The following is a 24,464-nucleotide window of genomic DNA, read 5'->3' as shown; positions in this document are numbered from 1 at the left end:
CGCATCACCCTACGCGGCGGGAAGTCGCAGGCCGTCGGCCGTCCCCCGGGACAACGGCAGGCTCTTCGGAAGACGCGGGACCAGCGGGAAGAGCGCGTGAACGGATTCGCCGGGGCCCGGCTCGAAGCGGTTGACCACCTTGGGGAGCCGCGTCCTCGCGGCCGTGCGGGAGGCGAACCCGGAGGCATGGCCGCCCATGTCGGCGGCCCGCGGCATGCGGCTGACTCGGTCCATCGGCCCCACCCCTCGTGTATGAACCGGTGCGTTCCCCCGGTCCCTGGGTCCTCGGGGAGGACCGCGGATTCCCCACGCCCTCCCGGGAACCCAGCGGAACCGGGGGCCGGATCATCACGGGTCCGCTCTGTGATCACCGCCACATCTCAATGAGGTGGGGTCAACGGACAGCGTTGGGAATCTCGATCCGTCCGGTGAAGGCACCTCGTGTGTCCGCCAGGAATTCCTGCTTGTATCGGATCTGTCGACCCTGGTGCGGGATGGCGAACCCGAAGGAAAACCGATAGGAAGTCATCCGATAGGTGCGCGCGTCCAGGGTGAGCGTCTCCTCGAACCCTGCCAATACGATTCGCTCCTCGTCCGCCGTGACGCCGGCCGCGCGCAGCTCGTCCAAGGTGGGCTGGAACTCGTGGGCGGCCTTCGCGATGGCGGGTCGTTTCGCCCTGTCGGCTAGGCGTCCAGCAGGGATCCGCATCTGGAGCTTTATCTCACCATTGGTCCTGGTGACCTCGATCCGCTCGTTCCGCTCGATGTAAGTGGTGAAAGAGGCCAGCGCGGCCAGCGGGTCCTCCACCTTGGCGGCGATCTCCGGGTCGGTCAGGGGCCCCTTGACCCATGGAGTTCCGGGGGCGCCTTCCCGCACGTATCCAGTGCCGTCCGCGGCGAACACCTCCTCAGACTTCCGCTTTCCCTTGCTGAGAACCGTGCCGTTCTGGTGCAAAGCCCGGGGCCTGCCGGTTCGCTCCACCACGGCGGAGTACGAGGCTGCACTGGCCTGCTCCTCCGGTGCGCCGGTCTGTTTGAGTGACTCCTTGCCCGTTACTGCGAAGGTCCACCCGTTCTGGGCGTCCATGGCCGCCTCGGCCCGCGCCAGTAGGTCTGCCGGGCTGCTGTTCTCTGAGGCCTTCGATGCCTCCGTGGCCGGTGTGGGGGCTTTCACGGACGCGGCCCTCGGGCCCGGGGTCTGCTGTGTTCCGCAGCCGGTCAGCGCGGTGAGGATGGCCAGGCCTGCCGCAGGCCACAAGAGCCGGCCCTTCATTGCTCACATCCGGGCTTGTGTATCTGCATGTCTTTTCCACTTCGTCCTATGTCCGTGAGTGCCTGCAACGCGGGCCGGTGCCCGCAGGCCGACCATCGCCCGCAGAGATGAATACGAACGGTGTATGCGGCGGTGCCGCCGACCGCGGAAAAGCGATCGGCGGCACCGTCAGCGGCGTCAGTCGGCCCAGGGGTCCTGGCCAGCCGCCTTGATGCGGGCTTCCTCTGCTTGCGTCAGGAAGCGTGCGGCGTTCTCACCCCACAGTGTCGTGCCGGAAAGCGGCAGCTCGTCGAACTCGGCCCGGAGGATCCGGCGCAGGAACTCGACGAGCCCGCAGTCGACCACACGCCAGGCGTCATCACCGCGGTTGTAGATCACCACGGGCCATGCCTCCGGCACGTCGCCCTGGGTCAGCCAGCACAGCAGGTCACCCGTGTCGTCGCAGCCCCAGGCCAGCAGCCGTTCGGCCGGAACGTCCAGCGGCCCTGGCTCGTCCTCCCAGGTACCGCGGGCGTCATCTGTGATGAACACCATGGGTCCCTCGGCCAGGCCGTCCTCGGACATCTCGGGTGCCAGCACGGTGAGGTAGTTCTCGATCGTACCGGCCCCGAACCGCGCCATGAAGGCTCGGTAGTCACTGGGGAAGGCCACGCCATAGGCGCGCTCCGCAGCTTCCCAGTCGATGGCCGCGCCGGCTCCTTCGTGGGGCGGCATCATGCCGGTCAGGTCGTCAAGGCTCACGTCCCCATCCTCTCCTCACTCGTTGTAGATGTCATGGCGTACCTGCCCGAGGGGTCGTGTAGCCGTCGTCGTCGACCTGGCCTCCGAGGTTGTCGTCCCAGTTCGTGTACTGGTTCCAGACCTCCTGGTTGTTGATCAGGGTCGACGAGCTGCCGTCCTCGTACCAGACCGTAGCCTCGAACGTCCACGACTGCGGAATGGTCACGTCGCCATCGAAGTAATTCGGCGTGACGCTGTACTGCACTACACGATTGGCATCTACGTTCTCCCTCACCAGGCGCTCGTAATACCGGAAGTTGTACTCCATCCGCGTATCGCCGGTGGTGTAGGCGTTGGCGGGACGTGCGCAGGTGGACAGGTTCCGGGCGTCCCGACCGGTGCCCGTCAGTTCCTTGGCCAGCAGGTGGCACGCGTTGACCCAATAAGTCGCCGGCGTGTAGCCCCAGCTCGAGGCCTGGTCCTGAGCCCAGCGGTAGCCGGTGGAGCGCTTCTGCACGGCGGGTGAGCCCTTGTTGGCCTTCAGATATGCGCTGTCAAGGCACGCGGTGACACCGGTCGACCGGCCTCCGGCACTGCTGTCGGTGGGCTTCATGTCCACCCACCCCTTGCCGCCCTTACGGCAGTCGCCGCCACGATTGTCGGTCGTGGTGCCGCTGCCGCTGGGGTCCTCACCGGACAGCGACTGCAGCTGAGCGATGAGGCCGTCCAGCGCGAGGCCCAGCAGGCCGCCGAGCAGGCTGCCCCGCCCGGTCTGGGAAGTGCCGGAGCTGATGTTCCGATCCAGGTCTGCCATACAGCCCGGGCCGATGCCGGTCTCGCACCGGTCGTGGTGGCCGTCCACCTCGACCCGGCTGGTGGGGTTGCCACCGGTGAAGGCGTACCGGTTTCCGGTGAACGGGTCCGCACCCAGGCTCATGTCCGACAGTGCGCCGCTGTACATGTCCCGGGTGGTGAAGCGGTTCAGCCCGGGGTCGTAGGAGCGGAATCCCATGTCATAGGTTCCGGACGAGGGGTCCCAGCGCTTGCCGTTGAAGCGGTACGGGTTGTAGCCCTCGGCGTCCGGGTTCGCCGTGTCCGGCTTGTCGATCCCGGTGAACTCGGACTGGTCGGCGTCGCCGTACGCGGTGTAGCCGTACGTCGCCTTGGTGTCGCCGTTCTTGTCGGTGAGCGTCTCGACGTCGGTGTGCGAGTTGTAGCCGTAGAAGGCGTCCTCGCTCGTGCCGTCGGTGTTGTGGGTGATCTGCGACAGCCGCTCGCCCCACGGGCTGTACTGGTACGACTTGGTCAGTCGGCCGGCGACCTCCTCGCCGAGGACCTCACCCGAGATGCCGAGGTAGTCGTAGTCCGTGGTCTTGCCGGCGGCGGTCTTCGACGCCGTGCGGTCGAGCGGGTCGAAGGTGAACGTCGTCGACCGCATCGCGCCCGCGTCGTCCATCTTCTGCGACTCGACCACGTGGTCGAAGCCGTCGTACACGTTCCGCTCGATGATCCGGCCGCCGTTGGTGACGGACTCCTGCCGGCCGAACGGGTCGTAGGTGTAACGGAACTCGGAACCAGAGGTCACCGAGGACTGCAGCCGGTTGCGGTCGTACGTGAAGGTGCTCGGCACGCCGCGCACGTTCTGGCTGATGACGTTGGCGTTGTCGTCGTGGACGTACGTTTCGGTGCCCGAGCCGTTGCCGGTCTTGGTGACGGCGGCGATGCGGTCCGCCGGGTCGTAGGTGTAGTCCGTCGTCGAGTCGAGGTACGCCGCGTGGTTTGCGGCGTTCATCTTCCGTGCGACGTCCTGGGCCTTGTTGCCGTTGGCGTCGTAGGCGTAGGTGTGCGAGGAGACGAGCGTGCCGCTGCTCTTCTTCTCCGCCGTCGTCTTCAGCACACCGTCGAGGTAGTACGTGTAATCGACGGTGTTGCCGTTTGCCTTGGTCTCCTTCAGCTTCTGGCCGCGGTCCGTGTAGGTGTACGACGAAAGCTTGGGCGAAGCGTCCGAGGCGGAGGTGCCGACCGCGACGGTCTTTACCAGCTCGCGCAGGTCGTACGTGTACTTCGAGAACTGCCGGGGGTGCGTGACCGTGTCAGGACGGCCATTGACGTCGTATGTGTACGACGTCACGTTCTTGTCCTGGCCGGACAGTGCCTCGGTGACCTTCTGTACCTGGTTCAGGCCGGTGTAGACGACGCTGTAGGCGTCGATCGCCGCGCCCGACGAGGTGTCGTCGATCGAGGTCAGATTGGCGTTGGCGTCATAGCCGTAGGTGAAGGTGCGCTTCTCGGTGTCGGTCTCGCCCGAGGTGTCCCGGACCAGCTTCACGCCATCCGCGACGACGATGCCGGTGCTGCTCTGCGCCAGCTTCAGCGTGGCGTCGCCGCCCTGCTTGAGGCTGTACGAGCCGAGGCTCACCCAAGTGCCGTCGCCGGTGGTCTGGTTCTTGACCACTGCCGGGTGCGTGGTGGCGCCCTGCGCCAGGGTGTACGTCGCCGAGGTCGCCGCACCCGTCACCTTCGGGTACTTCACGTACGCGGTGTACGTTCCGTCCTTGGGGACGTTGAGCGTCCAGGTGAAGGAGTCGGTGCCGGCGCCCGTCGCGTGAGTGCGGTGGTCGTAGCCCTGCTGGCCCGGGAGGTTACCGGTGGCCCAGGTGCCCGCAGAGGCGGTGTTCTGGGTGTCGGAGTTGTCCACCAGGACCACCGACTTGCCCACCGGGACGCCGTCGTCCGACTTGGACTTCAGCTTTCCGTCCGGGTAGTACGTCCATGCCATCGTGCGGTCCGAGGAACCGCCCGCCGAGGTCAGGGTGCGCTTGGTCTGCTTGCCCAGCTCGTTGTACTCGTAGGTGGTGACGATGTCCCACGGATCGGTGGACGATTTGGTCCAGCCGTTGTCGAAGTAGCTGTACGTGGTGTCGTTGCGGAACGACTGCCCCGCGGACGGCGGCAAGGAGACCTTGGCCACCCGGCCGACCGTGTCGAACACGGTCTGCGTGTAGACGTTCGGGTTGTTGTAGCGACCGTCCGCCGGGTCGTACGGCTGGAAGCGCTTGACCGCGCGGTTCAGCGCGTCGTACTCGGTGCGCTGGGTGAAGTCGTCGGCGGCGCCGGTGGCGAGACCGCGCGGCGTGATCACCTTGGTGGTGTTGCCCACCTGGTCGTATTCGTACTGCGTGGTGCGGTACAGGACCGGCGAGGTGCCGGTGTGCGGCGTCTTGGTCTCCTTCGGCTTTCCGCGCTCGTCGTAGGTGACGGTTCGGGTGTTGTTCTCGGCGTCCGTGGTGGAGAGGACCAGCGAATCCTTGTCGTAGGAGCGCTTGGTGACCTTGCCCGCGGCGTCCTTGACCTCCGTGAGCCGGTGGTTCAGGTCGAAGGTGGTCTTGGTCGTGTAGTCCGTCGCGTCCGCGGTGGTGTTCTTCCGCGGGTCGACGACCGCGACGGTGTTGCCGACGTTGTCGTACTCGTACGAGATCTTGTCACCCGCGGCGTTGGTCACGGAGGTGAGCTGGTAGATCTCGTCGAAGGTGTTGGTGGTGGTGTAGTCCGTCGCGTCCGTAGTGGTCAGCGTGCCCTTGGGCTCGGTGACCGTCTTGAGGTTGCCCACCCCGTCGTAGGTGTACGTCGAGGTGTGGTCGCTGGACGTGCTGGTGTCCTTCGGTGCGGACGCCGAGGTGATCTGGTCGGCCTCGTCGTACACCGCTGAGGAAACGGCGCCGTTCGGTGCCGTGGTCCGGATGACGTTGTCGTTCGCGTCGTATTCCGGCGCGGGCGCGGTGATCAGCTCGCCCGCCGCTTGGTCCTTGGGCACGGTGTGGACCAGCGGACGGCCGAAGACATCGTAGGTCTGCGTGGACTTCTTGCCCAAGGCGTCGGTGACCTGCGTGACCTGGCCGAGCTCGTCGTAGACGTACGTCGTCGGATTGTTCAGCGCGTCCGTAATGGTCGCCGGATAGCCGGTGGGCCCGAAGTCACTGTTCGTCGTCGGGTTGCCGTTGGCGTCCGTCGCCTTGGTCAGCTGACCGTAGGAGTCGTACGTGTACGAGGTGGTGTAGTCACCTGCCGTAGCGGTCGAAACGCCCTTGGGGTCGGTGACCGTCTTCAGGTTGCCGAAGGAGTCGTACGTGAAGTTCCAGGTACGGCCCTCCGGGGAGGACTTGGTGAACAGGTCGGCGGAGTAGCCGTCCAGACGTGTCTGGTAGGTGTACCGGGCCGAGTTCGCCGGGAACGTGCCCGGGGCGCACTCCGACTGGGAAGGCACTCCGGCCTTGTTGTTCTCGGCGTCCCGCATCCACAGCGGGTAGCCGGTCTTCTGGTCGTAGCAGTACGCGGTCTTGGCGCCGTTGGCCTCCTCCAGGTACGTGACGTTGTTGTCGGCGTCCCAGTTCATCTTGGTGGTCTGGGACTTGGCGTTGACCGTCTGGACCGGGCGGCCGAAGTCGTCCGCCGTGAAGGCGGTCGTCCGGTTCAGCTGGTCGGTGACACGGGTGGCGGTGAACGTGGGGTTGGCGGTGTCGGCCGCGTAGGTGAAGCCGGTGGCGCCGTTGCGGCGGTCGGTGACCGTCTTCGTCCACCAGTGGTACTTCGGGTCGTCACCCGCCTGCGGCGCGTAGTAGGACAGCCTGGTGCCGTTGCCGCGCGGGTCGTCGACCCTCACGAGCTTGACGTTCTTGTTGCCCTGGGTGGCGTCGTAGGTGAACGCGAACGCCTTCGGCTGCGTCGAGCCGGCACCGTCGGTGATCCGGCCCAGCAGGCCCTTGGTGGTGTAGTGGAACTCGATCCGGCGCCCGGAGACGTCCGTGACCGACTTGATGTGGTCGTAGATCTTCGAGTTGTTCAGGTTTCCGGAGTCCGTGGTCAGGACGCCGGCGTCGTTGACGTACTGGTAGCCGGACTGGCCCTTCGTCCAGTAGTCGACGGTGAGCGTCTTACGGCCCGCGGGATCCGTGACGTACTTGAGGAACTTCGTGGGCTTGTTGTTGGACTTCCGTTCCTCATAGGTGAACAGCATGGTGTTGCCGTTCTTGTCCACCGTGGAGGTCAGGTAGCCGTCGCAGCCGAACAGGAACCGGGTGCCGTCGGGACGGGTGAGGGTCCAGGCGTCGGGGACGGGGTCCTTGAGCGGGGTGCAGTCCAGACCGGCCTTGGCGGTCAGCTTGTAGTGGACTCCCGCGGGAGCCTTCCAGGTGCTGTTCGCCGCGTCCCAGCGGAAGACGTGCGTGGTGCCGTCACCATCGGGCAGGCGGATCTCGGTCGGGTTCGGCTTGGGGTGGAACTCCAGCGGAGCGCCCAGCCGAACCGGGCCGGAGGCCTGCATCGACCAACCGTGCCCTGAGACCGTGTCGGAGGTGTCGAGCGAGTTGTAGGCCATGCGGAAGAACGTGCTCAGACCGCGGCCCGGGTTGCTGAACGCGTTGTACTGCCAGACCGTGTTGCCGTACGCCAAGTTGCTGGACAACGACGACCCGGCGCCCGTGCTCTGACCGGTGTAGGAGTAGAACTTCTCCAGGCCCAGAGTGTTGGAAGTGGGGTCCTCGACCGCTACGTTCTGCTTCAGCGAAGGGATCGCGCCTGTGCCGGCGGACAGCCAGCTGCCGTCGGACGCCTTGCGGATGTCCCAGCCCAGGACGTACTCGGTCCGCTTGCTGCCGGAGTCAGAGTTGATGGGGGTCTTGACCTGCGCCTGGACGGTGACCGACTTGCCCGGCAGCAGGGCCGGGATCGTGGTGGACAGCTGGTTTCCGCCCGTGGTGACGTCCGTGCCGTCGGGCAGCTTCCAGGTGTACGACAACTGGCGCTCACCGGCGGCCCACGCGGTGGCGGTGGTGTTGGTGACGGTGAACTCGACGGTGTACTGCGAGTTCGGCGTCATCCGCGAGGGAGTCGTGGGCGCGTAGTACGTGTCCTCGGTCGTCGAGTCGACGTAGATGACCTGCATGTACGGGCGCAGCTGCGGGTCGGACGCCTCCGCCGACAGGAACAGGGTGCGTTCCTGTGGGCCGGTGGTGGTCTCGTCCTTCAGCTTGACCAGGACGCCCTTGTTGTTGGCGGGGGTGCGCACCCAGGACTGCATGAGACCGGTGGCGTCCCACCAGTGGCGGCCGACCTCGTCGGTGATCTGCGCGACGGTGTCGGAGACGGTGGCGGAGAAGTCGCCGCCCGCCGTGGTCCACGGGGTGGTCGAGGTGGCGTTGTTCCAGGTCGCCTGGGTCTCGGTGAAGTCCCGCGTGAGCGAGTGGAGTTCGTAGACCGCGCCGCTGGTGGTGCTGGTGGTCTCCGCGCCCCACATGTACAGCTTGTTCTCCAGCACCGTGGCGGTGGTGGGGATGGATGTGGTGGGGAACTTCAGGACGGCGCGGGTCTTGCCGTACGTGCCGGAGTTGTTGCCGACACTCAGCCAGGTCTGCGCCTTGCCGGAGACCAGGCCGTCGTGGTTGACGGTCGGCTGCTGCGAGGAGAGCGTGGTGTACGTGCTCTGCCTGCGGGTCGCGCCGTCCACGACACCATGGGAGCCCACGCGTCCGGCACTCGTGGAGAACTGTGCCTTCCAGCCAGAGGAGCCCTTCTGCCACGCGGTGACGGTGGCGTACGAGCCGCCGACCTTGACCGTGATGACCTGCGTGGCATTGCCGATGTTCACGGGCACGGGAAAGTCCGGCGCCGCGGCGGGCTCGGACGTCTGCACTCCGGACCCGCCGCCCGTCCCGCCGCCGGCCGTGGCGCCTGCGGGCTTGACCTTCGGGGCCGGGCTTCCGGACGGCTCTGCGGAGGCAGACGGGGACTTGGACGCGGAGGGTGATGCGGAGACCGAGGCCGAGGGGGAGGTGGTGGCGGAGGCGGAGACAGATGGGCTCGCCGACGCGGAGCTGCCCTTGGCCTCGTGGTCGCCCGGTTCGGAGTCAGCCGCGACAGAGGCCGCGGAGCCGGCAGGCTCCTTCTGGCCGCCGCAGGCCGACACGAGGGTTATCGCTCCGAGCCCCGCGCCTCGTGCGGCTTCCCGGTTCCAAGGCCGCCCGACGGGTCGCCGCCCCGCTCCATACGCGGCCTGACAGGCGACGCGGGGGCCCACCGCAAGGGTCTGGCCCGGAAGGCCGTCCTTGCCGACCTCGGCGCAACCGGCGACGCCGCGGGAGACAGTCGACCGCGGTGCAGGGGTTCCGCGGCAGCGTCCAGCTCCACGTTCCCGGAGCAGCCCATGAACCAGTGCCCGCAGAAGTCCACCGGCATCGGAATCGGGTGCTACGGGTCGGTGAGCGTTTTCAGCGTCGTCTCTCCAGGGTGAGGACGGCTTTGGTGATGACGGTCATGCGGTTGGGGCTGATGCGGGCTCTGAGGAAGTCACCGCTGACCGTGTCTACCCCGGGCTGTAAGCCCGTGGGTTGATGCCCGCGCGGAGTGATCAAACCGTGGGCTGATGCTGCACACGAGGGGTGGATGACAGCGTTCCTCTGTGCCCACGGACTGGCCGTCACGGCACGATCGACGATCCGCCACCGCGGGAGGGACCTTGACCACCACACCGTTCATCAGCCGGAAGGGCGTGACGCGCCGCCGCGTGCTGGGGGCCGCGCTGGCCACCGGGGCAGCAGTGCCGCTTGCCGCCGTCGCCGGCCCCGCGTGGGCGGAAGCCCCGGGGGCGCCCGCCCCGAAGCGGCTCACGCTGCCCGTGCCCACCGGGCCGCACCCGGTGGGCACGGTCCGGCTGCGCCTCGTCGACCGGTCGCGCCCGGACGACATCGCGGGACCCGGGCACTTCCGCGAGCTGATGACCACCGTCTGGTATCCCGCCCGGAACGTCGAGCGGTACCCGGTGGCGCCTTGGATGCCGCCGGGCGCCCTTCAGGCGTTCCTCGCCGACGTGGGGTTCAGCGCCCTGGTCCCGCTGGCGCCGCTGACCGTCGGCCACGTGGGCGCTCCGGTGCTGCGGCCGGGCCGACGACTGCCCGTGGTCGTGTTCTCACACGGCGCGCACAGCCACCAGGGCGACCACACCATCATGGTCCAAGAGCTCGCCAGCCACGGATACGCGGTGGTGACGGTGGCTCACCAGTACGACACGTACACCGATTTCCCTGACGGCCGGGTCGCCGTCCCGCTGCGCGACCGGAACGCGCCGACACTGCCTGGGGATTTCGCCGCGGATCTGCGCTTCGTTTTCGACTGCGTCGAGCAGCTGGCCGCCGGGTGCAATCCGGACGTCGACCAGCGAGCGCTGCCGGCCGGGCTGCTCGGCTCCCTCGACCCGCGGCGCATGGGCGCGTTCGGTTGGTCGAAGGGCGGGACGGCAACCGCCTGCGCCACGCTCGCGGACGAGCGCATCCGGGCCGGGCTGAGCCTGGACGGTCCGATGCAGATGAATCCGCCGCTGGCCGGCGACATGGACCGGCCGTTCATGATGATGTCCGCCGTGTTCACCCGAGCCACGGATCCTGAGGCCGCCGCATTCTGGTCGCACCTGCGGGGTTGGCGGCTCAACATCCAGGCCCAGGGCGCCGCCCACGTCTCGTACGGCGACAACGAGGCGCTGTTCCCGCAGGTGGCGAAGTTGTTGGGGTGGAGTGGGCAGCAGCTCCAGAGCGTGATCGGCACCCTCGACCCTGACCAGGCGGTGAAGATCCAGCAGGCGTACCCGCTCGCGTTCTTCGACGAGCACCTGCGCCACCGTCGGGGGCACCTGCTCGACGGGCCGTCCCCGGCCTTCCCGGCTGTGACGTTCCTCCCGTGAGTCCCGGAGCCGTTGTGCCGAGGTCCGTCGCAGGCGCTTGAGGGAACAGTGAGCTCTTTCAGAGTGGCCACTGATCGGGTGACGGGCTAGCGTCCCGCAACGCACGAGGCTCCCGTGCCGTTGAGAGAGGTGTTCGACGTCTCAACTCTTCAGCGCAGGAGCCTCGTTGGTTCCCTATCCTGCCGCACTCGACCTGCCGCACGCCCTGGTCGAGTGGGTATCCATGCTCATCGTCACCCGTGAGGGTAACCGCCGCTGCAAGCTCCCGCCCCACCAGCGCGCCCTCGTGGGCCTGGTCCACCTTCGTCGTCACGACACGCTCACGCAGATCGCCGCCGGCTTCGGCATATCCGTCGGGACCGCCCACGCCTACGTCCCAGCCGTCGTCGATCACCTGTCCCGCCGGGCGCCCGGACTGCTGCGGGTCCTGCGGAAGACGGATCCTGATCACGTCCTGCTCGACGGAACACCCGCCGAGTGCGACCGCGTCGGCGACGGCCGGGCCGACTTTCCCAGAAGCACCGCCGTCATGGCGTGAACGTGCAGGTCGTGGCCGATCCCGCGGGCAAGCTGTGGGTCTCACCCGCGCCGCCCGGCCGCACTCACGACCTGGCCGCGGCCCGCACCCACCACATCATCCGGATCTGCGAACGCCAGGGCTTGCCCGTGCTCGCCGACCGCGCCTACATCGGGGCCGGCCCCTGGGTGACCACGCCCATCAGACGGCTTCCCGGCCAGGACCTCACCACAACCCAGCAGACAATCATGGGAACCGTCTCACGACCAGACAAGTCGACCTTCGGCGAACCGACAGACCGGGGAGCCTCCATCGGCGATCCTCGTCAGCGTCTCCGCCACAGAGTCGAAATACAGGGCCATCGATTCGTACTCGCCCGTGACCGTGGGGCCACCCACGAACCAGCGGCCGACGCGCCCGTCCCGCACATCGATGAACTTTCCCATCCAGCCGTCCTGGTCCGACAGGAACGGGATCCACTCGTTACGCCAGAACGGATTGTCCGGCTGGTCCGGAGGGTCGAATCCGCAGGACGTGGAGCGGTTCGCGTAGAGCCTCTCCATCGCCCGGATGCCCAGAAAGAAGCTTCCCTCGTCGGGGAACCCGTCGAAGCCGCAGCACATTACGTCATCGTCGAAATCTTCCTCTGGCAGATCCAGATTGTTCTGCAACAGCCACGTCCGCAGGTCCCCATGCAGGGAGATACCCATCCGTTCCTCGGCTGCCGCGAGCGTCTCCTCCGTAGCGGGCCCTGGCAGATCCGCGTGATCGGCCGGGGCGTGCTCCCGGAGAAGACTCATCACACGCGACCAACTCTCAGCCACACTCATCGCCCTATGCCCTCTGTCCTCTCTACAGGGATGTCTCCGTCCGACTACGCCACTGCGGAGGTGGGGAAGTACCGGCGGGAGAACCTTGCAGGGATGGCACTTCGAGCATGTGTTCCATCCCTCCCCGCGATCATCTCCCGCCCCGAAGCGCAGGGCCGGCCCCTCAGCGAAGTGACCGCCCACGACTTTTCACAGACAACCCCCTGTGCCCGGTGGGCCCACCCGAGGAGCTTCCAGGGCTCAAGCGAGGGCCACGGCGTCACCCTGGAGTGGCGAAGCTGAAAACGCTCACTGAACGGCCAGGCACACCTCCAGCCGATCTGCCCAGACAAAGGAAGCGACGGCAGTCGGCCGGCATCGGCCAACGGCTCGCCGTATCGGTCGGAAAGCGTCTCGACGAGGTTGCCCGGGTCAGCGTGACCGGAGACGGGAAGGCAGACCTGACCTGGCGCAAGCCTGTGCTCACGGCAGGCCAGGTCACAGAGGCCCGGCCACAGGATCTCGGCCACGGCGGTCAGAAGCTGCTCGTCGTCCATGCCCGCGAGTCAAGCGCTCGCCGCCGACAATGGAGTTCAGCGAGGCGGCGTCGCATCCTCCGGCCGTCCTGCCACTTGATCTGCTCAAGCTGAGGTTGGAAAGGCTCGCTGACCAACGGAGTGTCCATTCACGAGGTGTCTCGCCGGCTCGGACATCGGTCGGTCAAGGCCACGGTGGACCGGTACGGCCACCTCACGCAGGACGGCCAGGAGCGCTGCCGTCAGGTCGTGGAGACGACCGTCGGGCCGCACATGCTCACACCAGGCCGAGCGCCTGCAGCGCGCGGTGCTGACTTGGTGCTGGCTTGACCGGCCAGTAGAGGTAGCAGACACCGCCCGTACCGCTTCTGACCTTGCCGTTCGCGTCGTACCGCTTGGTGCGCAGCCAGATGTTCTCCCACTCGCGCCGCCGGTAGACCCGGCGGACGGCCTCGTTGCTGGGGGAGGCGGGGTCGTTGGCGATGACGTCGCCGTCCGCCGTGAAGCCGATGACGGTCATCAGGTGGCCCGAGGTGCCGTACCCGGCTCCGGTCAGCTCCTCCTTGCGGAAGGACTGGGACGTTATGGCCGGGATGCCGACGCGGACCAGCGATTCGAGCTCCGTGAGCGAGCGCAGCCGGGTGACCACGGCGTTCATGTCGGGGTAGGTGGCCGCGTAGGCGGCGTTGAAGGGCCAGTTGCCGCAGCCCTGGTACTGGTGGTCGTAGGTGAAGCGGGCGGCGTGGCAGACCTGCGGGTCGGCGAAGGCCGGGTTCACCCAGGCCAGCTGCTCGGCGGAGGGGCGGCGTCCCCAGTACTCGACGATCATCTGGGAGGAGGTCGGGCTGCACCAGGCCTCGCCGCCGTTGTCGTACTCGGGGTACTGGCCGACGTGGGTGTTCTGCGAGTAGCGCGGAACGTCCAGCTCGTGGTCGAGGCCCGGCTCGGTGGCCGGGACGGTGAAGCGGTCCGGGATGTCCGAGGCCATGGCGCCGATCCGCCAGACGGTCGGGGTGAGGTCGGTCCCGGGGGTGCGGTGGAGGGTGAGGCGCAGCCGGTACGAGCGCAGCCGCAGGCCGCTCGCGGCGTCGTCGATCGCGAAGGTGTCGGTCCAGACGGTGCTCCTGCCGTCGGTCTGGTCGTCGACCGAGGTGCGGCGGATGTCGCCGTCGCCGGAGGCCCAGCGGCCGAGCACGTACCAGGGGGTGGCGGTGGCGTCGGAGTACGTGCCGGACAGTTCGACCTGGAGCCAGGTGCCGGGCGGGGTGACGGCGTTCCAGGAGGCGATGACCTCGGTGGCGGGCACGGCCGGGGTGTGGACGGGCGAGGTCCAGCTCGCGTACTCCCAGGCGGAGGTGCGGCCGGTGTGCGGGTCGGTGTAGTCGACGCGCCCGGCGGGGGTGGCGAGGACCAGGCCGGGCCGGAGGCCGGCGACCGCCTTCGTACCGGCCGTCGCACCGCACCTCCAGTCCGTGTACGAGGACCAGAAGCGGTTGTCGACGAGCCCGGCGGCGGGGGCGTGGCCCCGCTCGGCGCCGTCGGCCGCGCAGTCGGAGGCGGTGCGGTCGGGGCAGGCGGCGGTGGCGGGGTCCGCGGCGGTGGCGGGACCGGCGGCGGCCGTTCCCGCGGCGGCCGCGAGCGCCGCGGCGAGGACGGTTCTGCGTGGGGTGGAGCTGGTCATGGGCGGTGACCCCCAGTCGAGAACGGTGGGCGTACGACAGTGCCGAGGCAGGGTGTACCGCCTCCGCACCGGTGGACGGGCGGGGCTGCGCGGGCCCACTATCCCGGCTTCCGCGGGGCCTCCGCCAGCACTTCGGCTCGCGTCGCCGCACCAATATTGGTCTCCACCACTGGCGGCGGTACCTCGCTGACCTGCGGCGGTCCCCCGCTCCCCTACGCTGGGCCCATGAACGACCTCGACCGCGCGGCCCACGCGCTGCTCCGGCTGCCGCCCTCCTGCGGACCGGTCCGGCTGGTGGCGGTCGACGGCCACGCGGGCTCCGGCAAGTCCACCCTGGCGGCCCGGCTGTCCGCCGCCCTCGACGACGCCCCCGTCCTGCACCTCGACGACCTCGCCACGCACGAGGAGCTCTTCGCGTGGACCGGCCGGCTGCGGGAGCAGGTCCTGGAGCCGCTCTCCCGGGGCGAGACCGCCTCCTACCGCCCGTACGACTGGCGGCTGCGGCGCTTCGGGGAGGCGCGGGCGCTGCCCCCGGCCCCGGTGGTCCTCGTCGAGGGCGTCGGCGCCGGCCGGAGGGTGGTGCGGCCGTTCCTGGCGTGGCTGCTGTGGATGGAGCGCGCAGCCGAGGATTCCTGGGCGCGCGGGCGTCGGCGGGACGGTCCGGAGCAGGCCTCCTTCTGGGACGGCTGGACCGTGGCGGAGACTCGCCATTTCGCCGAGGACCCCTCCCGGCCCTTCGCCGACACCCTGGTACGGGAGTGCCAGGAGGGGTACGACTGGCTTCCAGGGCCGGCCGTGACAGCGGGCGCGCACCAGATCATCACGCACGGTGACGGCTCCCCGTCCGTGATCTGAGGGGGTGGAAGCCCGCTTCCGCAAGTCCCTCAACTTCGCTTGACCGAGGGGGCGTACAGGTCTTACGTTCTGAATGTGCGGCTTTTCGGAGCCGCCGCGGACACGAAGCCCCCGGTTGTTCCCCCGTGATCGGGGGCTTCGTTCTGCCCTCGGAAGCCCTCTTCGAGCCCCCTCCGAGCCCTCTTCCACCCCCTTCGCGCCCCCTGAAGCTCACCCAGGGTCACCGCTTCCGGATCATGCGCTTCTCCTTAAGCGCGCACCCCCTGCGCAGGTACGATGCCCCCAGGTGCGGTCAAATCCCGTCCATGCGATGACGGTTGTGGGGGACCCGATGGACATCGGCACGCAGGGCTCGCAGGCCCCGGCCGAGCTCGCCTGGCTGCGCGGAGTCGACGCCTACACGATGGGCGCGTATCCGCAGGCGGAGGACGAGTTCCGGACGGCGGTACGGATCGACCCCGGTATGGCGGACGCCTGGCTCGGGCTGCACGCGCTCCGGGCCGACACCACGACCGCGCTGCTGCGCATGTACCGCAACCGCGAGCGCTTCGGCGAGCAGCGGACCCGGCACCGACGCACCCTCAACTCCTGGTACTGGCTGGGCTGGTGGGTGCAACCGGTCCTGGAGAGCCCCCGCGACCTGCTGCTCGCGCACGCCTCCCACTGGCTCGACGGCCGCCACGTGCCGGAGCTCGACCGGGCCCTCGCGGGCCTCCCCCCGGTCGACACCGACCCCCAGGTGCGTTTCCTGCACGCCTGCCGCGCCTATCTCGTCAAGGACTGGGACCAGCTCGTCCGGCACACCGAGACCCTCGTCGACGACCCGCTGCTCGGCATCGAGGCCGGGCTCTTCGGCGGCATGGCCCGGGTGCGCCTGGAGATGTACAGCCAGGCCGAGCCGCTCCTGTCGGCCTCGCTGATGCGGTGCCGCAGCGAGCAGCCGCAGCGCAAGGAGCTGCGCTACTGGCTCGCCCGCGCCCACGAGGGCACCGGGCGCAGCGCCGCCGCACTGCCCCTCTACCGGGCCGTGCACCGGATCGACCCGGCGTTCATGGACACGGCGGCGCGGCTCGCGGCGATCGCCGAGTACGACGGCTTCGAGGGCTACGACGGGGTGGACGACCCGGCCGGGCTCGCGACGGTCGCGAGGGGCACCCTCGGCGGGGGCCTGGGGCAGGACGCGGTGGACACCGTGCCGGGCGCCGAGCCCGAGGCGGGCGGACTCGGCGACGGGCTGCGGCTCGCGCCCGAACCGGTGCCGCCCGCCGCCCCCGTCACACCGCCGGAGACCGTACGGCAGAAGGCCCCGCTGCCCGGGCAGCCCTCGCCGCCGCGCTTCCCGGCCGGCCCCACCGATCCGGCGCTCCTCGCGGAGGCGCTCGCCGAACTGGAGGGCATGGTCGGGCTCGAACCGGTCAAGCGCCAGGTCAAGGCGCTCTCGGCGCAGCTGGAGATGGCACGGCTCCGGGCCGGGCAGGGCCTTCCGGTCCAGCCGCCCAAGCGCCACTTCGTCTTCTCCGGCCCCTCGGGCACCGGGAAGACCACGGTCGCCAGGATCCTCGGCCGGGTCTTCTACGCCCTCGGGCTGCTCGGCGGCGACCATCTCGTGGAGGCCCAACGGGCCGACATGGTCGGCGAGTTCCTGGGCCAGACGGCGGTCAAGGCCAATGAGCTGATCGACTCGGCGGTCGGCGGCGTGCTGTTCGTCGACGAGGCCTACGCGCTCTCCAACACCGGCTACAGCAAGGGCGACGCCTACGGGGACGAGGCCCTCCAGGTGCTCCTGAAGCGGGCCGAGGACAACCGCGACCACCTGGTGGTCATCCTGGCCGGCTACCCCGAGGGCATGGACCGGCTGCTCAGCACCAACCCCGGCCTGTCCTCCCGCTTCACCACCCGCGTCGACTTCCCCTCGTACCGCCCGCTGGAACTCACCGCCATCGGCGAGGTCCTCGCGGCGGCCAACGGGGACAACTGGGACGAGGAGGCCCTCGACGAGCTGCGCTCGATCAGCGGACACGTCGTCGACCAGGGCTGGATCGACGAGCTCGGCAACGGCCGCTTCCTGCGCACCCTGTACGAGAAGTCCTGCGCCTACCGGGACCTGCGGCTCTCCGGATACCCGGGGACCCCGAGCCGGGAGGACCTCGCCACCCTCCGGCTCGCCGACCTCATGCAGGCGTACGGCGAGGTCCTGTCGGGCCGCGGTCCGGTCGACCGCGGCCCGCAGCAGGAGCCCCCGGGCTACTAGGGCCTGTCTGACAATTCGCGTCGGATCAGGCCGGGTCGCTCGGTGCGTGCGATCGGCGTGCGGCCGGGGCGCTCTTGTAGCGGAGCTACTTGGGCGTTTCGGCCGTGCGGCGAGCGCGCGTGCCGGGCGGGCCGGACCCGGCGGGAATTGTCAGACAGGCCCTAGGGCCTGTCCGGCTTACCGGACCGTGCGCGCCGGGACCGGCTGGACGCGGTGCGCGGGGTCGCGGACCTCGCCCACCAGCATCTCCAGGACGTCCTCCAGGGCGACCAGGCCGAGGATCCGGCCCGAGCCGTCCGCGACCTGCGCCAGATGGGTGGCGGCGCGGCGCATCACGGTGAGGGCGTCGTCCAGCGGCAGCTCCGCGCGGAGCGTCGCCATGGGGCGCCACAGCCGCTGCGGCACCGCCCGCTCCCGCTCCTCCAGGTCCAGGACGTCCTTCACGTGCACGAAGCCCATGAAGGTCGCCCGGCCCTCGGCGCGGACCGGGAAGCGGGAGTACCCGGTCCGTACGGTCAGCTCCTCGATCTCGCGCGGGGTGACCGACGGCGGGACCGTGACGAGGGAGGCGGGGGCGATGAGGACGTCCGTCACCGGGCGGCTGCCCAGTTCGAGGGCGTCCTCCAGGCGCTCCTGCTCGACCGGGTCGAGCAGCCCCGCCTGGCCCGCGTCCTCCACGAGACGCCCGAGCTGGACGCTGGTGAAGACCGCCTCCACCTCGTCCTTCGGCTCGACCTTGAACGCCCGCAGGACCAGCCGGGCGCAGGCCCCGAGCGCGGCCGTGACCGGCCGGCAGAGCCGGGCGAAGCCGACGAGGCCGGGGGCGAGCCAGAGGGCGGTGCGCTCGGGGTCCGCCATCGCCAGGTTCTTCGGGACCATCTCGCCGATGACGAGGTGGAGGAAGACGACCGCGGCGAGGGCGATGACGTAGCCGAGCGGATGGATCAGCCCCTCCGGGACGCCGACCGAGTGGAAGACCGGTTCGAGGAGCCGGGCGACGGTCGGCTCGGCGACGGCGCCGAGCGTCAGGGAGCAGACGGTGATGCCGAACTGGGCGGCGGCCATCATCTGCGGCAGGTTCTCCAGGCCGTGCAGGACCTGCTTGGCCCTGGCGCCTCCGAGCGGCTCGATCTGGCTGCGCCGGACGGAGACGAGGGCGAACTCGGCCCCGACGAAGAAGCCGTTGGCGAGGACCAGGAGGACGGCGAAGAGGAGTTGCAGGGTGCTCATCGGCCCGCCTCCGCGGGAACGGGCACCGGGACGACGCCCGCCGCGCCCGAGCCCGGGCCGGAGACCGAGGTCCCGACCGCGCCCGGGCCGAGGACCGACGCCCCCACCCGGTCCGCGTCGGAGGCCGAGGCCCCGACCGCGTCCGCCGCCCACGAGTCCGGACCGGAGGCCGATGTCCCGGCCGAGTCCGTGTCGGGGGCCGTCCTGACGATCCGTACCCGCTCGGCGCGGTAGCGGTCGACCTGGCGCACCGAGAGCCGCCAGCCGGGGAGCTCGGCCCGGTCTCCGGGGGCCGGGATGCGCCCGAGGAGGTCGGCGACGAGTCCGGCGACGGTCTCGTACGGCCCGTCGGGCACGTCGAGGCCTATCCGGCGCAGGGTGTGGACCCGGCAGGAGCCGTCGGCCTCCCAGGCGGGACGGCCGTCCTCGGCGGGCGCCGCGGCCAGCTCGGGCCGCCCGTCGGCGGCGGTGTCGTGCTCGTCGCGGACCTCGCCGACGAGCTCCTCCACGATGTCCTCCAGGGTGACGACGCCGGCCGTGCCGCCGTACTCGTCGACGACCACCGCGATCGGCTGCTCCCGGCGCAGCCGCTCCAGGAGCGTCTGGGCGGGCAGCGTCTCGGGGACGAGGAGCGGCGGGACCGCGATCCGTCCGACGGGGGTGCGCAGGCGGGCGTGCGGGGTGACGGCGAGCGCGTCCTTGAGGTGGACCATGCCGACGATCTCGTCGATGCGGTCGCGGTAGACCGGGAAGCGCGAGAGGCCGGTGGCCCGGGTGAGGTTGAGGACGTCGGCCGCGGTGGCGTCCCACTGGAGGGCGCTCACCTTCACGCGCGGGGTCATGACCTGCTCGGCGGTGAGGCCGCCGAGGGTCAGGGTCCGTACGAAGAGGTCGGCGGTGTCCTGTTCGAGCGCGCCGGCCTGGGCGGAGTGCCGGGCCAGCGAGACGAGCTCGCCGGGGGTGCGGACCGAGTCCAGCTCCTCGGTGGGCTCGACGCCCAGGAGCCGTACCAGCCGGTTGGCGACCCGGTTGAGCAGGGAGATCACCGGCCGGAACAGCGTCGAGAAGCGGCGCTGCGGGGTGGCGACGAAGCGGGCGACCTGGAGCGGCCGGGAGACCGCCCAGTTCTTCGGGACGAGCTCGCCGACCACCATCTGGACGGCGGAGGCGAGCAGCATGCCGATCACCACCGAGATCCCGGAGACGGCCCCTTCGGGCAGTCCGGTCGCGGTGAGCGGCCCGTGCAGCAGCCCGGCGAGGGCGGGCTCGGCGAGCATGCCGACGACCAGCGAGGTGATCGTGATGCCGAGCTGGGTGCCGGAGAGCTGGAAGGACAGCTCGCGCAGCGCGGTGACGACGGTGCGGGCACGCCGGTCGCCGTCGGCCGCGGCCCGCTCGGCCTCGGCGCGCTCGACGGTCACGAGGCCGAACTCGGCGGCCACGAAGAAGCCGTTGGCGAGGATCAGGAGGAAAGCCGCGAAGAGCAGCAGAAGAGAGATGATCATGTCGCCGCCTCCAGGGAGGGGGCGGCGCAGGTACTACCGGACGATCCGTCCATTGCTGGAGGGAGTCACTCCTCGGGTCGAAGGGTGGTCTCGCGGGCCGCGGCAGCGGCCCTGCACACGCGAGACGGTGGTGCCGCTCGGCACCACCGTCTCCAGAGTAGTCACGTGAACGCCCCGAAGGGCAGGGGGTCGGCCCCGGATGGGGGACGGACCGGGGTTCGCCCCGGTCCGTCTCAGGGTCTCAGTGGGTTTCCGAGCCCGTCCCGTGGCTGTCCGCGAGGGCCCGCAGGGCGCGGGCGTCGCGGATCGCCGATTCCTTGGCGATGCCGGGCTGGATGCCGAGCGCCGGAAGGCTGGTGCCGTCGCTGAGGTCGAGGAAGACCCAGGGGTCGCCGGGGCGGAGGTTGACCTTGAGGATCTCCGCCCAGGCGAGGCGCCGGGTCCTGGCGATGTTGACGACCGTGACGCCCTCGTCGTCGGCGACGACCTTGGGGCGGCTCAGCAGGACGAGGACCCCGGAGAGCAGCGCGGCGGTGAACACGAAGCTGGCGCGCTCCCCCGGTCCCAGCCGCTCCAGCATCATCGCGACGGCGGTGATGACCACGAAGATCGCGACGCTCATGGTCAGCAGGACGGCCCGGGTGCGCCCGGGACGGAAGGTGACCGGGAGGGCGGGCGGTGCGGTCTGGGACATCGGGGTTCCTCGGTGCCTGAGGGCGTGCGGGCCGGTCGTCAGAGGCGGCAGGCGTGGATGGCGGTGGTAAGGATGGCGCGGGCGCCGATCTCGTACAGGTCGTCCATGATCCGCTGCGCCTCCTTGGCGGGGACCATCGCGCGGACGGCGACCCAGCCCTCGTTGTGCAGCGGGGAGACGGTCGGCGACTCCAGGCCCGGGGTGAGGGCGACGGCCTGCTCCAGGTGCTCGGCCCGGCAGTCGTAGTCCATCATCACGTACGAGCGGGCGACCAGGACGCCCTGGAGGCGGCGCATGAACTGCTGCACCTGCGGGTGGTCGTCCGAGGCGCCGTGGCGGCGGATGACGACGGCCTCGGAGGTCAGGATCGGCTCGCCGATGACCTCCAGGCCCGCGTTGCGCAGGCTGGTTCCGGTCTCCACGACGTCCGCGATGACCTGGGCGACGCCCAGCTGGATCGCGGTCTCGACGGCGCCGTCCAGGTGGACGACGGAGGCGTCGATGCCCTGGTCGGCGAGGTGCTTGGCGACGATGCCCTCGTAGGAGGTGGCGATCGTCATGCCGCCGAAGTCCTCGGGGCCGTTCGCGGTGCCCGGGCGGGTGGCGTAGCGGAAGGTGGAGCGGCCGAAGTTCAGCGGGAGGATCTCCTCGGCGCTGGCTCCGGAGTCCAGGAGCAGGTCACGGCCGGTGATGCCGATGTCCAGCTTCCCGGAGGCGACGTAGATCGCGATGTCCTTCGGCCGCAGGTAGAAGAACTCGACCTCGTTGTCGGGGTCGATGACCACCAGTTCCTTGGACTCCTTGCGCTGGCGGTAGCCGGCCTCATGGAGCATTGCCGACGCAGGTCCGGAGAGGGAACCCTTGTTGGGGACGGCGATGCGCAGCATGGGGTGAGCTTCCTTTGCCTGGGAGTTCTGGGGAGGGTGTTCGGCTTTTCCGGGTGGTGCTCAGAGGTGGGCGTAGACGTCGTCGAGCGAGATCCCGCGGGCGACCATCATCACCTGGACGTGGTACAGCAGCTGCGAGATCTCCTCGGCGGCCGCTTCCTTGCCCTCGTACTCGGCGGCCATCCAGACCTCGGCGGCCTCCTCGACGACCTTCTTGCCGATGGCATGGACGCCCTTGTCCACCAGTTCCGCGGTGCGGGAGGTGGCCGGGTCGCCGGTCTCCGCCTTGAGCTTGAGCTCGGCGAAGAGCTCTTCGAAGGTTTTGTTCGCCATGATGGTCCTAAGAGTACGGGGTGAGGATCGCGTGCTCAGCGCCAGGGTTCGCTGACCGTGCGCAGCGTGGTGGCGGTGGCGACGGCGGCGGTGACGGCCTCGTGGCCCTTGTCCTCGGAGGATCCTTCGAGGCCGGCCCGGTCGAGCGCCTGCTCCTCGTTGTCGACGGTGAGGACACCGAATCCGACGGGTACGCCGGTGTCGATCGAGACCTGGGTGAGGCCGTGGGTGACGCCCTGGCACACGTACTCGAAGTGCGGCGTTCCGCCGCGGATGACGACGCCGAGCGCCACGATGGCATCGTAGCCGCGCCCGGCGAGGACCTTCGCCACGACCGGGAGCTCGAAGCTGCCGGGGACGCGCAGCAGCGTCGGCTCGTCGATGCCGAGCTCGCTCAGGGCGCGCAGGGCGCCGTCGACGAGACCGTCCATGATCTTCTCGTGCCACTGCGCCGCGATCACCGCGACCCGGAGGTCGCCGCAGTTCTTCACGCTGAGGACGGGTGCGCCCTTGCCGCTCATGTCTCTCCTAGCCGTTTCGTACGTACGTGGTTACTGGTTGCCGCAGGTGGAGGCCGGGGAGCCGTCCAGCCAGGGCAGGTCGTGCCCCATCCGGTCCCGCTTGGTGCGCAGGTAGCGGAGGTTGTGCTCGCCGGCCTGGACCGGCATGGGCTCCCGGCCCTCGACCCTCAGGCCGTGCCGGGTGAGGGCGTCGATCTTGTCGGGGTTGTTGGTCAGCAGGCGCAGGCTGCGGACGCCGAGGTCCCCGAGGATCTGCGCGCCGGCCGCGTAGTCGCGGGCGTCGGCGGGCAGTCCGAGCTCCAGGTTGGCGTCGAGGGTGTCGCGGCCGCGCTCCTGGAGCTCGTACGCGCGCAGCTTGGACAGCAGGCCGATGCCGCGGCCCTCGTGGCCGCGCAGGTAGACGACGACGCCGCGCCCGGCCTCGGTGATCCGGTCCATGGAGGCCTGCAGCTGGGGGCCGCAGTCGCAGCGCAGCGACTGGAAGATGTCGCCGGTCAGGCACTCGGAGTGGACCCGGACGAGGACGTCCTCGCCGTCGCCGATCTCGCCGTGGACGAGGGCGACGTGCTCGACGCCGTCGACGGTGGAGCGGTAGCCGTACGCGGTGAACTCGCCGTGCGCGGTGGGGAGCTGGACCTCGGCCTCGCGGCGGACGGTCGGCTCGGCGGAGCGGCGGTAGGCGATCAGGTCCTCGATGGAGATGATCGTCAGGCCGTGCTTGCGGGCGAAGGGGACCAGTTCGGGCAGGCGCAGCATCACGCCGTCCTCGCCGGCGATCTCGACGATCGCGCCGGCCGGGCGGAGGCCCGCGAGGCGGGCGAGGTCGACGGCGGCCTCGGTGTGTCCGTTGCGGGCGAGGACGCCGCCGGACTTGGCGCGCAGCGGGAAGATGTGGCCGGGGCGGACGAAGTCGCCCGGCTCGTGGCGGCCGGAGGCCAGCATCCGCAGGGTGGTGGCGCGGTCGGCGGCGGAAATGCCGGTGGTGACGCCGTGGGCGGGGGACGCGTCCACGGAGACGGTGAAGGCCGTGCGCATCGACTCGGTGTTGTGCTCGACCATCTGCGGGAGTTCGAGGCGCCGCAGCTCCTCGTCCTCCATGGGTGCGCAGATCAGGCCGCGGCACTCGGTCATCATGAAGGCGACGATCTCGGGGGTGGCCTTCTCGGCGGCGATGACGAGGTCGCCCTCGTTCTCGCGGTCCTCGTCGTCGACGACGACGACGGGACGGCCGGCGGCGATGTCGCGGATGGCCTGCTCGACGGGGTCGAGGGCCAGGTCGGTGGCGTCCCAGATCGGAAGCGCGCTCATGCCGTGGCTCCTTCCAGAGCGGAGGTCGTACGCGTCCGGAGCCACCAGTCGCGCATGCCCCAGATGACGAGGGCGAAGTAGATGACGTAGACGAGGCCGGAGAAGGCGAGACCGCTGTTGAAGGCGAGCGGGACGCCGACGAGGTCGACGAGGAGCCAGGCGAACCAGAACTCGACGAGGCCGCGGGCCTGGGCGATCATCGCGACGAGGGTGCCGACGAAGATGTACGCGTCGGCCCAGGGGCTCCAGGAGAGCGACGGGTAGAGGGTGAAGAGCCCGCCGACGGCGAGGGTGCCGAGGGCCGCGCCCGCCAGGAGCAGTCCGCGCTCCTTCCAGGTGGCGAAGCGGACGGCGATGGAGCCGTCCTGGGCCTGCCGCTTGCCGCGGTTCCACTGCCACCAGCCCCAGGCGGCGACGCCGATGACGAGGAGCTGCTTGCCGACGCCGCCGGAGAGGTGGGCGGAGGCGTAGGCGCCGACGAGGATGAGGCCGGAGAGCAGCTGGGCGGGCCAGGTGAGGATGGAGCGGCGCCAGCCGAGCGCGAGGGCTATGAGCCCGATCGTGTTGCCGATCATGTCGGACCACATGATGTGCTGGCCGAAGACCGCGAACGCCT

At 69.8% G+C, this 24,464-nt stretch carries 17 protein-coding genes and 2 pseudogenes; 4 read left to right on the top strand and 15 right to left on the bottom strand.

Annotated elements, in window-relative coordinates; genetic code table 11:
- Positions 1-9 precede the first annotated feature (9 nt).
- The 5 genes and pseudogenes from BLW86_RS31240 to BLW86_RS41125 all read right to left on the bottom strand — a co-directional run.
- A complete protein-coding gene (locus BLW86_RS31240) occupies positions 10-234 on the bottom strand; it encodes a hypothetical protein (RefSeq protein WP_093877132.1) in 225 nt (74 codons plus the stop codon).
- Between the two features lie 160 nt (positions 235-394).
- Positions 395-1,087, bottom strand: a complete 693-nt coding sequence (locus BLW86_RS31235; RefSeq protein ID WP_143060286.1) for a hypothetical protein — start codon at positions 1,085-1,087, stop codon at positions 395-397.
- A 363-nt stretch (positions 1,088-1,450) separates the two neighbouring features.
- On the bottom strand, positions 1,451-2,014 hold the full coding sequence (locus tag BLW86_RS31230) for an SMI1/KNR4 family protein (RefSeq protein WP_093877130.1): 564 nt from the start codon (positions 2,012-2,014) through the stop codon (positions 1,451-1,453).
- Between the two features lie 31 nt (positions 2,015-2,045).
- Positions 2,046-8,636, bottom strand: a complete 6,591-nt coding sequence (locus BLW86_RS31225; RefSeq protein ID WP_371129627.1) for a DNRLRE domain-containing protein — start codon at positions 8,634-8,636, stop codon at positions 2,046-2,048.
- Positions 8,637-9,255: 619 nt separating this feature from the next.
- Positions 9,256-9,333 (bottom strand): annotated as a pseudogene (locus BLW86_RS41125) (IS5/IS1182 family transposase); the annotation flags it as partial.
- A 170-nt stretch (positions 9,334-9,503) separates the two neighbouring features.
- Here BLW86_RS41125 and BLW86_RS31220 point away from each other — a divergent pair.
- Together BLW86_RS31220 and BLW86_RS31215 are read left to right on the top strand one after the other, a co-directional pair.
- Complete coding sequence (locus tag BLW86_RS31220) at positions 9,504-10,721, top strand: alpha/beta hydrolase family protein (RefSeq protein WP_093877129.1); 1,218 nt, start codon at positions 9,504-9,506, stop codon at positions 10,719-10,721.
- A 166-nt stretch (positions 10,722-10,887) separates the two neighbouring features.
- A pseudogene (locus BLW86_RS31215) lies at positions 10,888-11,486 on the top strand (transposase family protein); the annotation flags it as partial.
- 12 nt (positions 11,487-11,498) lie between these two features.
- Here BLW86_RS31215 and BLW86_RS31210 read toward each other — a convergent pair.
- Together BLW86_RS31210 and BLW86_RS31205 are read right to left on the bottom strand one after the other, a co-directional pair.
- On the bottom strand, positions 11,499-12,038 hold the full coding sequence (locus tag BLW86_RS31210) for an SMI1/KNR4 family protein (RefSeq protein ID WP_256341723.1): 540 nt from the start codon (positions 12,036-12,038) through the stop codon (positions 11,499-11,501).
- A gap of 822 nt (positions 12,039-12,860) precedes the next feature.
- The gene (locus BLW86_RS31205; RefSeq protein ID WP_093877127.1) at positions 12,861-14,264 is read right to left on the bottom strand and encodes a peptidase C39 family protein; all 1,404 of its coding nucleotides are present in this window, start codon (positions 14,262-14,264) and stop codon (positions 12,861-12,863) included.
- A 225-nt stretch (positions 14,265-14,489) separates the two neighbouring features.
- Between BLW86_RS31205 and BLW86_RS31200 the strand changes: the two genes are divergently transcribed.
- The gene (locus BLW86_RS31200; protein WP_093877126.1) at positions 14,490-15,119 is read left to right on the top strand and encodes a uridine kinase family protein; all 630 of its coding nucleotides are present in this window, start codon (positions 14,490-14,492) and stop codon (positions 15,117-15,119) included.
- Between the two features lie 331 nt (positions 15,120-15,450).
- Positions 15,451-17,370 (top strand): AAA family ATPase, encoded by a 1,920-nt coding sequence (locus tag BLW86_RS31195; RefSeq protein WP_093877125.1) that lies wholly within the window; start codon positions 15,451-15,453, stop codon positions 17,368-17,370.
- A 177-nt stretch (positions 17,371-17,547) separates the two neighbouring features.
- Here the strand turns inward: BLW86_RS31195 and BLW86_RS31190 are convergent, their stop codons facing one another.
- The 8 genes from BLW86_RS31190 to BLW86_RS31155 form a co-directional block, all read right to left on the bottom strand.
- The gene (locus tag BLW86_RS31190; protein ID WP_093877124.1) at positions 17,548-18,600 is read right to left on the bottom strand and encodes a hemolysin family protein; all 1,053 of its coding nucleotides are present in this window, start codon (positions 18,598-18,600) and stop codon (positions 17,548-17,550) included.
- The gene (locus BLW86_RS31185) at positions 18,597-20,105 is read right to left on the bottom strand and encodes a hemolysin family protein (RefSeq protein WP_256341474.1); all 1,509 of its coding nucleotides are present in this window, start codon (positions 20,103-20,105) and stop codon (positions 18,597-18,599) included. The genes BLW86_RS31190 and BLW86_RS31185 overlap by 4 nt, the downstream gene beginning before the upstream one ends.
- Positions 20,106-20,346: 241 nt before the next feature.
- Positions 20,347-20,799 (bottom strand): PH domain-containing protein, encoded by a 453-nt coding sequence (locus tag BLW86_RS31180; RefSeq protein ID WP_093877123.1) that lies wholly within the window; start codon positions 20,797-20,799, stop codon positions 20,347-20,349.
- 38 nt (positions 20,800-20,837) lie between these two features.
- Positions 20,838-21,686 (bottom strand): ATP phosphoribosyltransferase, encoded by an 849-nt coding sequence (gene hisG / locus BLW86_RS31175; RefSeq protein WP_030691289.1) that lies wholly within the window; start codon positions 21,684-21,686, stop codon positions 20,838-20,840.
- A gap of 60 nt (positions 21,687-21,746) precedes the next feature.
- The gene (locus BLW86_RS31170) at positions 21,747-22,019 is read right to left on the bottom strand and encodes a phosphoribosyl-ATP diphosphatase (RefSeq protein WP_030551960.1); all 273 of its coding nucleotides are present in this window, start codon (positions 22,017-22,019) and stop codon (positions 21,747-21,749) included.
- A 35-nt stretch (positions 22,020-22,054) separates the two neighbouring features.
- Positions 22,055-22,540 (bottom strand): 6,7-dimethyl-8-ribityllumazine synthase, encoded by a 486-nt coding sequence (gene ribH, locus BLW86_RS31165; RefSeq protein ID WP_024760819.1) that lies wholly within the window; start codon positions 22,538-22,540, stop codon positions 22,055-22,057.
- Between the two features lie 30 nt (positions 22,541-22,570).
- Positions 22,571-23,848, bottom strand: coding sequence for a bifunctional 3,4-dihydroxy-2-butanone-4-phosphate synthase/GTP cyclohydrolase II (locus BLW86_RS31160; RefSeq protein ID WP_093877122.1), 1,278 nt, complete (start codon positions 23,846-23,848; stop codon positions 22,571-22,573).
- Complete coding sequence (locus tag BLW86_RS31155; RefSeq protein WP_093878961.1) at positions 23,845-24,435, bottom strand: nicotinamide mononucleotide transporter family protein; 591 nt, start codon at positions 24,433-24,435, stop codon at positions 23,845-23,847. Before BLW86_RS31155 ends, BLW86_RS31160 begins: the two co-directional genes overlap by 4 nt.
- Between the last annotated feature and the right edge of the window lie 29 nt (positions 24,436-24,464).

This window comes from Streptomyces sp. TLI_105, from assembly GCF_900105415.1.
Lineage (GTDB): Bacteria > Actinomycetota > Actinomycetes > Streptomycetales > Streptomycetaceae > Streptomyces.
This window is presented reverse-complemented; position numbering and strand designations above follow the sequence as displayed.

Excerpts from the sequence above, each read along its gene's own strand:
- BLW86_RS31240 (WP_093877132.1), bottom strand. The coding sequence starts at position 234 with ATGGACCGAGTCAGCCGCATGCCGCGGGCCGCCGACATGGGCGGCCAT.
- BLW86_RS31235 (WP_143060286.1), bottom strand. The coding sequence starts at position 1,087 with ATGGACGCCCAGAACGGGTGGACCTTCGCAGTAACGGGCAAGGAGTCA.
- BLW86_RS31210 (WP_256341723.1), bottom strand. The coding sequence starts at position 12,038 with ATGAGTCTTCTCCGGGAGCACGCCCCGGCCGATCACGCGGATCTGCCA.
- BLW86_RS31205 (WP_093877127.1), bottom strand. The coding sequence starts at position 14,264 with ATGACCAGCTCCACCCCACGCAGAACCGTCCTCGCCGCGGCGCTCGCG.
- BLW86_RS31200 (WP_093877126.1), top strand. The coding sequence starts at position 14,490 with ATGAACGACCTCGACCGCGCGGCCCACGCGCTGCTCCGGCTGCCGCCC.
- BLW86_RS31195 (WP_093877125.1), top strand. The coding sequence starts at position 15,451 with ATGGACATCGGCACGCAGGGCTCGCAGGCCCCGGCCGAGCTCGCCTGG.
- BLW86_RS31190 (WP_093877124.1), bottom strand. The coding sequence starts at position 18,600 with ATGAGCACCCTGCAACTCCTCTTCGCCGTCCTCCTGGTCCTCGCCAAC.
- BLW86_RS31185 (WP_256341474.1), bottom strand. The coding sequence starts at position 20,105 with ATGATCATCTCTCTTCTGCTGCTCTTCGCGGCTTTCCTCCTGATCCTC.
- BLW86_RS31180 (WP_093877123.1), bottom strand. The coding sequence starts at position 20,799 with ATGTCCCAGACCGCACCGCCCGCCCTCCCGGTCACCTTCCGTCCCGGG.
- hisG (WP_030691289.1), bottom strand. The coding sequence starts at position 21,686 with ATGCTGCGCATCGCCGTCCCCAACAAGGGTTCCCTCTCCGGACCTGCG.
- BLW86_RS31170 (WP_030551960.1), bottom strand. The coding sequence starts at position 22,019 with ATGGCGAACAAAACCTTCGAAGAGCTCTTCGCCGAGCTCAAGCTCAAG.
- ribH (WP_024760819.1), bottom strand. The coding sequence starts at position 22,540 with ATGAGCGGCAAGGGCGCACCCGTCCTCAGCGTGAAGAACTGCGGCGAC.
- BLW86_RS31160 (WP_093877122.1), bottom strand. The coding sequence starts at position 23,848 with ATGAGCGCGCTTCCGATCTGGGACGCCACCGACCTGGCCCTCGACCCC.
- BLW86_RS31155 (WP_093878961.1), bottom strand. The coding sequence starts at position 24,435 with ATGTGGTCCGACATGATCGGCAACACGATCGGGCTCATAGCCCTCGCG.